Raw genomic sequence first — 12,195 nt, forward strand, 5'->3', positions numbered from 1 at the left:
TACCGGCCCGGAACCGACATCGGCAAGGAGCACGTGGAACCCATGGACGTCATCTCCGTCATCCGTACCAAGCGCGACAAGGGCGAGCTGAGCGACGCCCAGATCGACTGGGTGGTGGACGCGTACACGCGCGGCGAGGTCGCGGACGAGCAGATGTCCGCCCTGGCGATGGCGATCCTGCTCAACGGCATGACCGCGGGCGAGATCAACCGGTGGACCGACGCGATGATCGCGTCCGGCGAGCGCATGGACTTCTCCGGGCTGCCGCGCCCGACCGCGGACAAGCACTCCACCGGCGGCGTCGGCGACAAGATCACCCTGCCGCTCGCCCCGCTGGTCGCCGCGTGCGGCGTGGCCGTGCCGCAGCTGTCCGGACGCGGTCTCGGCCACACCGGCGGCACGCTCGACAAGCTCGAATCGATCCCGGGCTGGCGTGCGCAGCTGTCCAACGACGAAATGCTCGCCGTGCTCGGCGACATCGGCGCGGTCATCTGCGCCGCGGGCGACGGCCTCGCGCCCGCCGACAAGAAGCTCTACGCGCTGCGCGACGTCACCGGCACCGTCGAGGCGATCCCGCTGATCGCCAGCTCGATCATGAGCAAGAAGATCGCCGAGGGCACCGGGGCGCTCGTCCTCGACGTCAAGGTCGGCACCGGCGCGTTCATGAAGGACCTCGCCGACGCCCGCGAACTCGCCCGCACCATGGTGCGGTTGGGCGGCGACCACGGCGTCCGCACGGTGGCGCTGCTCACCGACATGTCCACGCCGCTCGGCCTGACTGCCGGGAACGCCCTCGAAGTCCGCGAGTCCGTCGAGGTCCTGGCCGGCGGCGGCCCCGCCGACGTGGTCGAACTGACCCTCGCCCTGGCCCGCGAAATGCTCGCCGCGGCGGGCATGACCGACCGCGACCCGGCCGACGCGCTCGCGAACGGCAGCGCGATGGACGTCTGGCGCCGCATGATCGCCGCCCAGGGCGGCGACCCCGACGCGCCGCTCCCGGTCGCCCGCGAGCAGCACGTCGTCACCGCCCCGTCGACCGGCATCCTGACCCGCCTCGACGCGTACGACGTCGGCATCGCCGCCTGGCGCCTCGGCGCGGGCCGCTCCCGCAAGGAAGAACCCGTCCAGGCCGGCGCGGGCGCCGAACTCCACGCCAAGCCGGGCGACCTCGTCACGGCGGGCCGGCCCCTGCTGACCCTGCACACCGACACCCCGGAGCGCTTCGCCTACGCCCTCGAATCCCTCGAGTCCGCCTTCGACATCGCCCCCGAGGGCACGGCCTTCACGCCGACCCCCATCGTGGTCGACCGCATCGGCCCGACGGCCTGACGGGACTACCGAGTGAGCAGGGACAGGTCGATTTCGAGCGGGTAGGGCACCTTCAGGCGCAGGACCGCCCGCTCGATCGCCGTGGGGACATAGGTGCCGGTGGTCACGTCCAGCTCGAAGACGTGCACCACCGGCGCGCCGTTGTCCTCTTCGACGCGCCAGAAGTGCGGGATGCCGGCCTCGGCGTACTTGCGGGGTTTGGTATCGCGGTCGCGTTCCGCGGATTCTTCGGACACGATCTCTACCGCGAGGACGACCTCACTCGGCAGGTAGTACGTGCGGCTGGCGTCATATGGCGCCGTAACAGCGACGAGATCCGGCTCGGGCCGGTTGCGTTTGCCGAGCTTGATGGTCATTTCCAGTTCGACGCTTACACCCACCGGTGCCTGGCTGGCGAGGTGGTACAGCAGGTTGCCCATCACGCGGGCATGGAAGCTGCGTTGCGGCGACATCATAAAGACGAGCGCTCCGTCGATCAGCTCGATGTGGCGTGGGGCTTCTGCGGGAAGCAGGTCCAGATCGTCTGCCGTCCAACCGCCGGGACTCGGCGGATACATCCAGTCAGGCAGGTCAGCCACAGCTTTTCCTCCTCCGCGGTTGCCGTGAGTCGGCCGCGCACCGAGTGTGTCCTCGCATCGAACGAGGAGGCCGCCTCCGTGCGCAATGTACGGCGCGCGAAGTGCCTCTGCACGGCCTTCACGGTTAATTCATACCCGGGGTCACGCAGCCTTCGCCGCAGCCCGAGTCCGCACCGACGCCGCCACCGGTGCCGTCCCGGTGCTCTTCAGCGGCGCGGCCGCCCACACCGCGACCGTGCACAGGGCCAGGACGAACACCACCGCGCCCCACCAGCCGACCGCGTGGAAGGCCACGCCGCCGACGGGGCCGCCGAGGCTGGAGCCGAGGTAGTAGGCGGCGATGTAGAGGGCGGAGGCCTGCGCGCGGCCGTGGCGGGCGCGCAGGCCGACCGCCGCGCTGGCGGCGGCGTGGCCGGCGAAGAAGCCTGCGGTAAGGACGATCAGGCCCGGGACCACGAACGCCAGGTGGTCGGGCAAGGTCAGGAGCGCACCGGCGGCGGTGACCGCGGCAGCCGCCCACAGGGTGGCGCGGTGGCCGAAGCGGCCGACCATGCGGCCGGCGGCCGTCGAACTGAACGTGCCGGCCAGGTAGATCACGAAGATCGCGCCGACCACCGACTCCGGCAGGTTGAACGGCCGTCCGAGCAGCCGGTAGCCGAGGTAGTTGTAGACGGTGCCGAAGGCCGCCATGAAGAGCATGCCGAGGGCGTAGAGGCGCCGCAGCGCCGGGTCGCCCAGATGCGACCGCAGTGTCCCGGCCAGTTCCCGCCCGGTCACCCCGCTCGGCGCGAAGTGCCGCGACGGCGGCACCAGCAGCCGGAACACCACCGCGCACGCCAGCGCGAGCAGGCTCACCGCGACGATCGCCGTCCGCCACCCGCCGAGGTCCGCCGCGAAGCCGGTGACCAGCCGGCCGCCCATGCCGCCGATGCTGTTGCCCGCGACATACAGGCCCATCGCGGCGCCCAGCGACGCGCCCTCGACCTCCTCGGCCAGGTAGGCCATCGCCGTCGCGGGCAGGCCCGCCAGCGCCACGCCCTGGAGCGTCCGCAGCGCCACCAGCGTCCCGAAGTCCGGGGCGAACGCGGCCAGCAGACCCAGCAGCGCCGCGGCGAAGACGGACACCGTCATGATCCGGGTCCGGCCCACGCGTTCGGACAGCATGCTCACCGGGATCACCGCGACGGCCAGCGCACCGGTCGTCACCGACACCGACATGCTCGCCGCGGCCGGGCTGAGCGCGAACCGCTCGGACAGCTGGGGGAGGAGTGTCTGCGTCGTGTAGAGCAGCGCGAACGTCGCGCAGCCGGCCAGGAACAGCGCCAGGTTGACCCGGCGGTAGCCGGCCGAGCCGCGGGCGTGGCGGAGCGGGACGGCGGGGGACGGGGCGGTGGGGGACACGGGGGCGGATTCCGCGGCTGGCATACCGGTGAAGGTAGAACCGTCCCGGATCATGCGTCCAATGCATGAATAAGCGATGATTGATGCCATGGTGTATGAGAGCAGCTCAGCCCGGTCGGATCCGGCGGAAAACCCGGTCGCATTGCTTGCCCCGCGCCTCGTGCAATTCGCCGCCGTCGCCCGTGCCGAGCATGTGACGCGGGCCGCCGAACAGCTCGGCGTCCCCCAGCCGACGCTCAGCCGCACCGTGGCCCGGCTCGAAGCCGAGTTGGGTGTGCCGCTGCTGGTGCGCACCGGCCGCGGCGTCCGGCTCACCCGCCAAGGCCGCGCGCTCCTCGCCGCCGCGGAACCCGCCCTGGACGCCCTCGACCGGGCTTGCGACGAGATCCGCGGGGACGCCAGTGCGACCCGCGGCAAGGTCGCGTTCGGCTTCCTGCACACCATGGGCCCGGAAGCCGTGCCGGGCCTGCTGCGCGCCTTCCGCGCCGACCACCCGGGCATCCGCTTCGCGCTCGTGCAGACGTCCGCCGCCGACATGCTCGACCGGCTGCGCGCGGGCGAACTCGACCTGTGCCTCACCTCGCCGCCGCCCGACGACCCGGACCTGGAGGTCCGCCCGCTCGACGAACAGCGCCTGTACCTCGTCGTGCCCGCCGACCACCCCCTCGCCGGGCGCCGCCGGGTCCGGCTGGCCGAGGCCGCGGGGGAGACCTTCGTGTGCATGGAACGCGGGTACGGCCTGCGCCGCATCGCCGACGCCCTGTGCGCCGAAGCCGGCTTCACCCCGCACGTCGCGTTCGAAGGCGAGGAAGCCGAAACCCTCCGCGGCCTGGTCGCGGCCGGCCTCGGCGTCGCGCTGCTGCCGGCCCCCGACGCCGTCCGGCCCGGCACTGTGCAGCTCGCCGTCAGTGCGCCGCGCGCCTACCGCACGATCGGTGTCGCGTGGCGTGCGGGCGGTGCCGAGACGGCGCCTGTCCGCCTGTTCCGCGAGTTCGTGCTGAGCCGCACGGGACGCCTGCTGCGCCCGGCCTGAAATACGCCGCGAATACCGCTCCAGGACACCCGACATTCGCGTCTTCTACGCGCGTAGGTACTAAAGTCTGTGCATGCACAGCCACAACGCAGCCTCGCCCTCGGCCGAGCACATCCGCCGGGCCCCGAAGGTCCTCCTCCACGACCACCTCGACGGCGGCCTGCGTCCGGCCACCATCGTCGAACTGGCCGCCGCGGTGGGCTACGACCGCCTGCCCACCACCGACCCCGACGCGCTCGGCGTGTGGTTCCTCGAAGCCGCCGACTCCGGCTCGCTGGAGCGCTACCTCGAGACGTTCGCGCACACCTGCGCCGTCATGCAGACCCGCGACGCTCTGGTCCGGGTCGCCGCCGAATGCGCCGAAGACCTCGCCGCCGACGGCGTCGTCTACGCGGAAGTCCGGTACGCCCCCGAACAGCACCTGGAGAACGGCCTGACCCTCGACGAGGTCGTCGAAGCCGTCAACGAGGGCTTCCGGCTCGGCGAGCACCGCGCCGCCGAAGGCGGCCACCGCATCAAGGTCGGCGCGCTCCTCACCGCGATGCGGCACGCCGCCCGCTCGCTGGAGATCGCCGAACTCGCCAACCGGTACCGCGACCAGGGCGTCGTCGGCTTCGACATCGCGGGCGCCGAGGCCGGCCACCCGCCGACCCGGCACCTCGACGCGTTCGAGTACCTCCAGCGGGAGAACTTCCACTTCACCATCCACGCCGGCGAGGCCTTCGGGCTCCCGTCGATCTGGGAAGCCGTGCAGTGGTGCGGCGCCGACCGGCTCGGACACGGCGTCCGCATCATCGACGACATCACGGTCAAGGACGACGGCACCGTCGAACTCGGCCGCCTGGCCGCCTACGTCCGCGACAAGCGCATCCCGCTCGAAATGTGCCCGACGTCGAACCTCCAGACCGGCGCCGCGGAATCGTACGGAGATCACCCGATCGGACTACTGCGACGCTTGTACTTCCGTGTCACCGTCAACACCGACAACCGTCTGATGAGCGGCACGTCGATGACCCGCGAATTCGACCACCTCGTCGACGCTTTCGGCTACGGCCTGGACGACCTCCAGTGGTTCACCGTCAACGCGATGAAGAGCGCGTTCCTCCCGTTCGACGAGCGTTTGGCCATGATCAACGAGGTCATCAAGCCGGGCTACGCGGCCCTCCGCTCGGAGTGGCTGTTCGCCCGCGGCTGACCCGTCCGGCATGTGCCCGCGGGCCCGGCTTCGCGCTCCCGGAGGCCCGGCCCGCGGCGTTCCCGGGCCCTCCCGCGTTTTTGCACTCCCGTATCGCGTTCGCTACCTTTCGTGCTCATGTCGTCACGTGGCGTGGCAGTTTCCGCGCCCGCAACCGGAGGATGCACATGCGATCGGTAACACGTAAGGCGGCTGTCACGGCCGGACTCGGTGCGGCGATCGTGGCCGGAGCGGCTGCCCCCGCCCTGGCCGCGGGCAACGGCGCCGCCGGCCTGCTCGACCCGCAGGCGCCCGGCCTGCCGCAGGTGGCGCAGGAGAACGCGGGCAACATCGGCCCGTTCCCGGTGGGCCAGCTGACCGAGCAGCTCCCGACCGGCCAGGTCTCCGGCCTCACCGGCGGACTGGAGCAGACCGCCCAGCAGGCCACCGGCGCGCTGCCGACCGGCACGCTCCCCGGCGTGCCCGGCGTCAGCGGCCTCGTGCCCGGCGGCCTGGTCCCCGGCCTGGGCTGACCGAGCCCGCTTCTCGGGCCGCGCTCCCTCGGGGCGCGGCCCGAGCCGTGCCCGGGGTCGGCCGAGTGGCGGAGGGGGCGTCAGAATCTGCCGTACAGCTGCTGCGCGACGTTCCCCAGATAGGGGCCGGTCATGGTTTTCGCGGCGGTCAGCGTGATGCCCAGCGACACGTTGCTCACCAGGTAGCGTTTGCCGTTCACTTCGGCGAACCAGCCGCCGCCGCTGGACCCGCCGGTCATCGTGCAGCCCATCCACAGCATGTCGGGACGCGGCCAGCCGGTGTTGCGGAAGTCCGTGGTCGGCGACGAGCAGCTGTACATCTCGCGGCCGTCGAACGGCGGTTCGCCCGGGTACCCGTAGGACTCGACGTCCAGGCCGCGCGGCGCGTTGAAGAGTATTTCCGCGCTGCTGCCGAGGGTGTCCTCCAGGGACTTCTTCCCGGCCGGCGGCTGCACGAGGAACGCGCCGAAGTCGAACGGCGAGGCGATGCTGTCGCGTTCCGGGTCGGCGTCCTTCACCCACTGGTCGCTGACCTCGACCTGCCGGGCCGGCCAGCGGCCGTACGGCTCCCGCTCGGCGCGCGTCGCGCCCGCCCCGTTGTAGCCCGGTATGAACGTCACGCGCGTGTAGAAGTCGGCTCCCTTGCCGCCGTGCAGGCAGTGCGCCGCCGTCCACACCATGTTGCCGCTCGGGTGGTGCACCACGGTGCCGCTGCACTCGGCGACCCCGCCGGGCACCTCGAAGAAGATCTTGCCGCGTATCGCCTTGTCGGGATCCGAGTACGGGCCGTCCACCAGCGCCGCCTGGACCGTCGACGGCGGCCGGTAGTTCTGCCCGGACGGTGCCTCCGCGCCGGGCGTGATCTGCGGCCCGACCGGCTTCGCGCTGCCCTGCTTGCCCTCGTCGTCCCAGAACCGGTTGTTGTCCTGGATCTCCTTCTCGGAGTACTCCTTCGACGACATCGCGGACGTCTTGCCGGCCTCGATCGCGAGCGACCCGCTGAGGAACAGCCCCAGCAGCGTCACGATCACGCCGCCGATCACGGACAGCGTGATGATCCGGTTCTTGTGGTGCGTCGGCCCCACCGGGCCTCCCCCCTCGCCTCCGCCGTCCGTCCGGGCCCTCCCCGGGCCGGGCACGGCCGCACGCGGCGGCCGGACCCCTCACGGATGATAGGCGCAGGCGGAGCCTGCGGGGTCACCCCTCCTGCGGGATGACCACCCACATCACCAGGTAGAGCAGGAACTGCGGGCCGGGCAGCAGGCAGGACAGCACGAATCCGATGCGCACCGCCTTCGGCGACCAGCCGAAGCGCTGCGCGAGTCCCGCGCACACTCCGGCGATCATGCGCCCGTCACGCGGGCGGACCAGCTTGGCGGGCTGCGTGGCGTACATGGCGCTCGGCCTCCTCTGCGCGGCACGTCCGTCGTGCCGTCTCGCTTTCGAAGGTAGGCGACCAAAACGGACGTTTCGTCATCCTGCGGGTGTGCCGGACCCTGACCCGGAGGTAGGGGATTACCCCGTCCCCTTGGCCGTCGACGGCGCCGCGGCCGGCGTCTTCTGATAGGCCGCGCACTGCTCCGCCCGCGCCGGTCCGGTCCGTCCGGCCAGCGGCAGCCCCTCGGTCTTCGCGGCGCGCTGCAGCGTGCACACGATCTGTCCGAGGGCCAGCGGGTTGAGCGCCGCCACGTTGTCGACATCCAGCCGCACCAGGTCCGCCGGGTCGCCGGCCTGCGGTTCGGCCAGGCCGATCCCGCCCGCGGGCACCGCGCTCGTCCAGCCCTGCGCGGCTTCCGAGGCACTGGGTCCCTTGGCCAGTTCGCGCAGCAGCCGGTCGATCAGGGACATCCTCAGGGGATCTCCGGGGGCCGCGGCCCGGGTCGCCCCGGGGGCCGGGACCTGGATGTCCACCGCATCGCCGCGCGGCACCGGCTGCGGACGCCCTTCGCGGATCAGGTAGATCTGGTGCTGCGCGACCGGGGCCGTGGTCGCCGTGCCCGGCGCGGGGCGCTTGGCCGGCTCGCCGGCGTTGATCGGCCCGTCCGTGGACCGGATGCCGCAGCCCGCCAGCGTGGCGGCGAGCACGGCCGCCGCCAGCGCCGCGGGCACGCCGCCGGGCAGCCCGGCGCGCGGCCGGGAGCGGAGCGGCGTCCGGCGGCCGGAGGACCGCCGCACCGGGGCTCCGCGCGGGCGCCGCAGGGTTCCGCGTACCGTCACCGCCGTCCTCCCAACTGCGCTCCGTCGTCCAGGTCGTGCCCGGTGTCGTCGGCGAAGTCGCCGCCCTCCGGGCCGTAGTCCGCCGGATCGTCGTCCGGCGGCACCAGCGGCAGCCGCAGGCTGAACATCGCGCCGCCGCCCGGGACGTTCGACGCGGACGCCGTGCCGCCGTGGATCCGGGCGTTCTCCATCACGATCGACAGGCCCAGGCCGCTGCCCTCGGAACGCGCCCGCGAGCTGTCCGCCTTGTAGAACCGGTCGAACACGTGCGGCAGCACGTCCTCCGGAATGCCCGGCCCGGTGTCCGAGACGTGGATGACCAGGTCCTCGGCGCCCGGCTCGGCGAGCAGGCCCGGGTCGGCCGCCCGGGGTTCGCGGCGGATGACCACGGTCACCGGCGAACCGCCGTGCCGCAGCGCGTTGCCGACCAGGTTCGACACCATCACGTCCAACCGCCGGGCGTCCACTCGCGCCACGATGTCGCGCGGCGACCGCAGGTCGACCGCGTCCATCCAGGCCCGCGCGTCCAGGCAGGCGGTGACCAGGTCGGCGATGTTCACCTCGTCGAGGACCAGGGCGGCGGTGCCCGCGTCGAACCGCGACACCTCCATCAGGTCCTCGACCAGCGTCGCGAGCCGCTCGATCTCCGCGACCACCAGCCGCGCGGCCGGGGCGCCCTGCTCGCCGAGGCTGTCCGCCTCCTCCTCGAGCAGTTCGCTCACCGCGGTCATCGCGGCCAGCGGAGTGCGCAGCTCGTGCGACACGTCCGCGACGAACCGCCGGGACGACGACTCCAGCGCCCGCAACTCCGTGACGCTGCGTTCGAGTTTCTCCGCGGCGTCGTTGAAGGTACGGGCGAGATCCGCGAGTTCGTCCGAGCCACGGACGTCCAGCCGGGTGTCGAGCTGCCCCGCACCCAGCTGCCGCGCCGCGTTGCCGAGCCGCCGCACCGGACGCAGCACATGCCGCGCCCCCACGAGGGCCAGCACCGCCGCGGCGCCCAAGGCCAGCACCGCACCCGTGGTCAGGTAGCGGGCCAGCGACGTCAGATCGGTCTGCTCGGCGCGCAGCGACTGGAACATGTACCCGGTCGGCCCGTCGGGCGCGCCGGGCGTGTCCGTGACCACCTTGGTGCCGCCGACGAGATACGGCTGCCCCTTGATGCTGATCCGCTGGAAGTACATGTGGTAGTTGCCCTGCGCATCGCGGGTGTTGACCGCTTTCTGCAGGTCCGCGGGTACTTCCTTCAGCGTGAACTCGCCCGACGTCGCCGCCGTGTTCGTGCCGTCGCCGACCAGCACCACCGCGTAGCCGAAGCTGGTGTTGCGGAGCTGCTGCACGGCCGCGTCGAGTTCGGCGTCCGTCGGGTTCGCCGACAGGTTCGTCGACACCCGGCCGAGGCCGTCGCGGAACTCCTTGATGACCGAGTCCTGGGCACGCTGGAGCACGGCGTTGCGGGTGAGCCAGTAGGCGATCCCGGAGGCCAGGACCGCGGAGATCAGCGCGACGATCGCGAACGCCGCGAGGATCCGCACGCGCAGCGAGCTGAGCCGCATGGCATGCCCGATCCTCGCCAGCACCGGCCGCCGGTTGCGCGGCGTCTTGCGGCCCGTCACGGCGGGTCGAGGCGGTAACCGACGCCGCGGACCGTGCGGATCAACGTCGGCGCCGACGGCACCAACTCGACCTTGGCGCGCAGCCGCTGGACGCAGGCGTCCACCAGCCGCGAGTCGCCGAGGTAGTCGTGTTCCCACACCAGCCGCAGCAACTGCTGGCGCGACAGCGCCTGGCCGGGCCGGCGGCTCAGCTCGACGAGCAGCCGCAGTTCGGTCGGTGTGAGGGACAGCTCTTCGCCGCCCTTGGTCACGATCATCGCGTTGCGGTCGACCACCAGGTCGCCGAACACCGACGCATCGGACACTTCGCGTTCGCCGCGGCGCAGGACCGCCCGGATCCGGGCGTCCAGCACGCGAGGCTGCACGGGCTTGACGACGTAGTCGTCCGCCCCCGACTCCAGGCCCACGACGACGTCGATGTCGTCGTTGCGCGCGGTCAACAGGATGATCGGCAGCGAGTCGGTCCGGCGGATCCGCCGGCACACCTCGAATCCGTCGATCCCGGGCAGCATCACGTCCAGCACGATCAGGTCGGGGCGCTGTTCGCGCCACCGCTCCAAACCAAGCTCGCCGGTGGCCGCCGTCACCACCCGGTGACCCTGGCGGCCCAACGCGAGTTCGAGGCCGGTACGCACGGCCTCGTCATCCTCGATCAGCAACAGGTAGGGCACGCGAGCCATTGTGTCTGACGTCACGAGTGGGAAGAACACGGGTCCGCAATCCCCGGTTCTGCCCGCCCGTTCCCTGTTGCATACCTGTGACACGAGGCAGACGGTCCGATGAAGCCCGACCAGCAGAGTTGTGGTCGTGAACGAACCTCGCGTCGGAGCAGGTTTTGGGGGAGGAACCATGCAGACTCAGATCGACCGCCACGACAACCGCCGTAACGTCGTCGCACTCGCCGCGGTCCCCAGTGCCGGAACGGCCGCCTCGCGTGCCGCGGTGCCGGACACCGGATGTGTGGACGACGACTTCACGGCGTACGTCCGCGAGCGCCGCTCGGCGCTGTTCGCCACCGCGTACCACCTCACGGGGGACCGCAACGAGGCCGAGGACCTGCTGCAGAGCGCCCTGATGAGCACCTACCAGGCGTGGGGCCGCATCCAGGACAAGGCCGCGCTCGGCGGGTACCTCCGCCGCACGATGACCAACCTGCACATATCGGCATGGCGCCGCCGCCGGATCGGCGAGTACCCCACCGAGGAGATGCCCGAGCGCGCCGACTGCTCGGACTCGATGGGCGACACCGAACTGCGCGCCGTGCTCTGGCAGGCGCTCGCCAAGCTGCCCGAGCCGCAGCGCACGATGCTCGTGCTGCGCTACTACGAGGGCCGCACCGACCCCGAGGTCGCCGAGGTGCTCGGCGTCAGCGTCGGCACGGTCAAGAGCAGCATCTGGCGCGCCCTGCGCCGGCTCCGCGAGGACGAGGCGCTGAGCTTCGGCGCGGACGAGGCTTTCGCGGAGCTGGTCGCCTGACCCACGAGCCCGCGTCGGCGGGTCGTGCGCAACGCCGCGAGTGTTCACAGAGTCCGGGGGGGCTTGGTGGGGACTCAGAAGTCCCGGGAACGGTCCGCGAGGGCCGGCCCCGGGACTTCGTCGTTTCCGGGGCCGTGCGGCTGGTGGGGGAGGCAAGGTGTGGTGCGGGGGAGGTCGTGGCGGCGCGCCCGGGGGTCGGAGTCCCCGGTGGCTGCGCGGTCGCGCTGCGGAGGTTACGCGGGCAAAGACGGCCTTTCCCGCCGGTTGGTTCCGGCCTCGTCACAGAGTGGTGCCGGAGACGTGCCGGGCCGCGTCGGCGGACCCGCCGCACGCGCGGCGGACACACCGCCAATTGCCGCCGCGTTGCCCCGGGCGGACGTATTTCGCTACCTTCCGTGGTGATTCGGGCGCTCAGCGTGTCGATGCCGCGCTCGCAAGGAAACGGAAGGAAATCGCATGGCTTCGCCTCTGCGTACCGTGATGGCAGCGTCGCTCGGCGCCGCGGTCGCCCTCGGCATCGGCGCGTCCGCCGCGAGCGCCGCCCCGCCGGTGCAGCCCGGCCAGACGCGCCTGGACCCGGCGCTCGACGCGGCGCTGCCCGCCGTCCTCAACCCGGCCCAGACCGCCGCGCTGAACCCGCTGGCCGGCACCGGCTTCAACCCGCTCGACAACGCGGTCGGCACGGAGGTCGGCGACCTCCCGGTGGGCACCGACATGGCCACCGGCAAGCTCGCGCACGGCACCAACCTGCAGGACCTGCTCGGCAACGGTCCGCTGCAGGGCGTCGGCCCGCTGGTCTGACCCGGTGCGGGCACCCCGCACGGAAAAGCCGGGCGGC

13 protein-coding genes are annotated in these 12,195 nt (G+C 72.1%); 6 read left to right on the forward strand and 7 right to left on the reverse strand.

Going from position 1 to position 12,195, the window contains the following annotated elements; all coding sequences use genetic code 11:
* Positions 1-42: 42 nt before the first annotated feature.
* Positions 43-1,329, forward strand: a complete 1,287-nt coding sequence (locus tag ABEA93_RS03580) for a thymidine phosphorylase (RefSeq protein ID WP_345673763.1) — start codon at positions 43-45, stop codon at positions 1,327-1,329.
* Positions 1,330-1,334: 5 nt separating this feature from the next.
* Here the strand turns inward: ABEA93_RS03580 and ABEA93_RS03585 are convergent, their stop codons facing one another.
* Both ABEA93_RS03585 and ABEA93_RS03590 read right to left on the reverse strand, forming a co-directional pair.
* Positions 1,335-1,907: a Uma2 family endonuclease gene (locus ABEA93_RS03585; RefSeq protein ID WP_345673764.1), complete on the reverse strand. Its 573-nt coding sequence runs from the start codon at positions 1,905-1,907 to the stop codon at positions 1,335-1,337.
* Between the two features lie 141 nt (positions 1,908-2,048).
* Positions 2,049-3,332, reverse strand: a complete 1,284-nt coding sequence (locus ABEA93_RS03590) for an MFS transporter (RefSeq protein ID WP_345673765.1) — start codon at positions 3,330-3,332, stop codon at positions 2,049-2,051.
* 64 nt (positions 3,333-3,396) lie between these two features.
* Here ABEA93_RS03590 and ABEA93_RS03595 point away from each other — a divergent pair, with 64 nt between their 5' ends.
* The 3 genes from ABEA93_RS03595 to ABEA93_RS03605 all read left to right on the forward strand — a co-directional run bounded on the left by ABEA93_RS03595 (position 3,397) and on the right by ABEA93_RS03605 (position 6,048).
* Complete coding sequence (locus ABEA93_RS03595) at positions 3,397-4,341, forward strand: LysR family transcriptional regulator (RefSeq protein WP_345673766.1); 945 nt, start codon at positions 3,397-3,399, stop codon at positions 4,339-4,341.
* 73 nt (positions 4,342-4,414) lie between these two features.
* Complete coding sequence (locus tag ABEA93_RS03600) at positions 4,415-5,536, forward strand: adenosine deaminase (protein WP_345673767.1); 1,122 nt, start codon at positions 4,415-4,417, stop codon at positions 5,534-5,536.
* A 167-nt stretch (positions 5,537-5,703) separates the two neighbouring features.
* Positions 5,704-6,048 (forward strand): hypothetical protein, encoded by a 345-nt coding sequence (locus ABEA93_RS03605; RefSeq protein ID WP_345673768.1) that lies wholly within the window; start codon positions 5,704-5,706, stop codon positions 6,046-6,048.
* An 80-nt stretch (positions 6,049-6,128) separates the two neighbouring features.
* Here the strand turns inward: ABEA93_RS03605 and ABEA93_RS03610 are convergent, their stop codons facing one another.
* From ABEA93_RS03610 to ABEA93_RS03630, 5 genes are all read right to left on the reverse strand, one after another.
* Complete coding sequence (locus ABEA93_RS03610; RefSeq protein ID WP_345673769.1) at positions 6,129-7,133, reverse strand: trypsin-like serine peptidase; 1,005 nt, start codon at positions 7,131-7,133, stop codon at positions 6,129-6,131.
* Positions 7,134-7,245: 112 nt separating this feature from the next.
* Positions 7,246-7,443, reverse strand: a complete 198-nt coding sequence (locus ABEA93_RS03615) for a PspC domain-containing protein (RefSeq protein ID WP_345673770.1) — start codon at positions 7,441-7,443, stop codon at positions 7,246-7,248.
* A 120-nt stretch (positions 7,444-7,563) separates the two neighbouring features.
* Positions 7,564-8,265 carry a hypothetical protein gene (locus tag ABEA93_RS03620; protein ID WP_345673771.1) on the reverse strand — a complete coding sequence of 234 codons (702 nt, stop codon included), beginning with the start codon at positions 8,263-8,265 and terminating at the stop codon, positions 7,564-7,566.
* Positions 8,262-9,821 (reverse strand): ATP-binding protein, encoded by a 1,560-nt coding sequence (locus ABEA93_RS03625; RefSeq protein ID WP_345673772.1) that lies wholly within the window; start codon positions 9,819-9,821, stop codon positions 8,262-8,264. The genes ABEA93_RS03620 and ABEA93_RS03625 overlap by 4 nt, the downstream gene beginning before the upstream one ends.
* A gap of 56 nt (positions 9,822-9,877) precedes the next feature.
* Positions 9,878-10,552: a response regulator transcription factor gene (locus ABEA93_RS03630; protein WP_281475360.1), complete on the reverse strand. Its 675-nt coding sequence runs from the start codon at positions 10,550-10,552 to the stop codon at positions 9,878-9,880.
* Positions 10,553-10,730: 178 nt separating this feature from the next.
* Here ABEA93_RS03630 and ABEA93_RS03635 point away from each other — a divergent pair, with 178 nt between their 5' ends.
* Positions 10,731-11,357, forward strand: coding sequence for a SigE family RNA polymerase sigma factor (locus ABEA93_RS03635; RefSeq protein ID WP_345673773.1), 627 nt, complete (start codon positions 10,731-10,733; stop codon positions 11,355-11,357).
* Positions 11,358-11,813: 456 nt separating this feature from the next.
* Entirely contained in the window at positions 11,814-12,158 is a 345-nt protein-coding gene (locus ABEA93_RS03640; protein ID WP_345673774.1) for a hypothetical protein, read from the forward strand.
* Positions 12,159-12,195: the final 37 nt, after the last annotated feature.

It is taken from the genome of Yinghuangia aomiensis, from assembly GCF_039542225.1.
GTDB classification, from domain to species: domain Bacteria; phylum Actinomycetota; class Actinomycetes; order Streptomycetales; family Streptomycetaceae; genus Yinghuangia; species Yinghuangia aomiensis.